Source organism: Streptomyces sp. NPDC001985 (assembly GCF_040296845.1).
Taxonomy (GTDB): Bacteria; Actinomycetota; Actinomycetes; order Streptomycetales; family Streptomycetaceae; genus Streptomyces.
The window spans coordinates 1-1,283 of the sequence record NZ_JBEOYB010000196.1 but is presented as its reverse complement, the minus strand read 5'-3'; the positions used below and the strand labels follow the sequence as shown (position 1 = coordinate 1,283).

Here is a 1,283-nt window from a genome sequence, read left to right as displayed (position 1 = left end):
ACACCCAGCAGCACCGCCACCAGATCCACCGAACGGTCCATCACCACACCGACGTAATCCCCACGCCCCACACCACGAGCGACCAGACCACACGCCACCCGGTCGGCGAACCGCTGCAACTCCGCGTACGACCACTCACGATCATCACCAACCACCGCCACCGCACCCGGCGTACGCACCACCTGCGCCTCGAACAACTCCACAAACGAACCGGACGGAACCGGACGCTCAGTGGCGTTCCACTGATCGACCACCAGTGACCGTTCGTCATCGTCCACCAGGGCGATACGGGCCAGGGTGGCGTCCGGGTTGGCGGCCAGCCGGCTCAGCAGACGCAGCAGCCGGTCGAGAATGGACTGGGCCTCATCGGCGGTGAACAGGTCGGGCCGGTAGTTGAGACGCAGTTTCAGACCGCCGACGGGGCCGGCGATCAGCCCGAGCGGGTAGTTGATCGACTCTCTGATCCCGGACTCGAACACCCGCAGTCCGGGCGGTCCCGCGAGATCTCCCTCAGTGCTGTCCGGTGACACCTGACTCTGCACTCCGGAGAAGAAGTTCTCGAAGGCGAGGATGGTGTCGAAGTTGGCACCTGTGCCTGCCACGCGCTGGATATCGCTGAGGCTGAGGTACTGGTAGTCCATCAGCGCGGACTGCTCCGCCTGAAGCCCGGCCAGCATCCCCGCCACCGTCTGCGCCGGGTCCAGCCGGACCCGCACCGGCACGGTGTTGATGAACAGCCCCAGCATGCTCTCCATGCCCGGCAGATCAGCCGGCCGGCCCGCCACACTCGCGCCGAAGACCACATCCCGGCGGCCCATCAGCTTGGCCACCAGCAGACCCCAGCCCGCCTGCACCACCGTATTGAGCGTGACACCGTGATCACGGACCAGCGCTCGCAGAGCCTCGTCGAGCGCGGGATCGGCCTCACCCGACACCACCTCGCCGTGGACCAACTCCGCGTCCCGCTCCACCGGAGCGATCAGCGACGGCTCATCCGCGCCCGCCAGCGCCTGCCGCCACGCCTCCCGCGCCGCCCCCCGATCCTGCCGGGACAACCACTCCAGATAGTCGCGGTACGGAGTCACCGCCGGCAGACCACTCCCGCTGCCACCGGCCTCGTACGCCGCCCACAGCTCCCGCATCAGGATCGGCAGCGACCAGCCGTCCAGCACAATGTGATGGAGGGTGATCATCATCCGATACCGGTCCGGCCCCATCCGCACCAGCAGAATCCGCACCAGCGGAGGCACGGCCAGATCGAACCGACGAGAACGCTCCTCGAC

1 protein-coding gene is annotated in these 1,283 nt (G+C 67.6%); it reads right to left on the bottom strand.

What is annotated here, in order from left to right; translation table 11 throughout:
- Positions 1–1,283: condensation domain-containing protein (locus tag ABT122_RS33555; RefSeq protein ID WP_351559980.1), on the bottom strand; the 1,283-nt coding region annotated here is incomplete at both ends.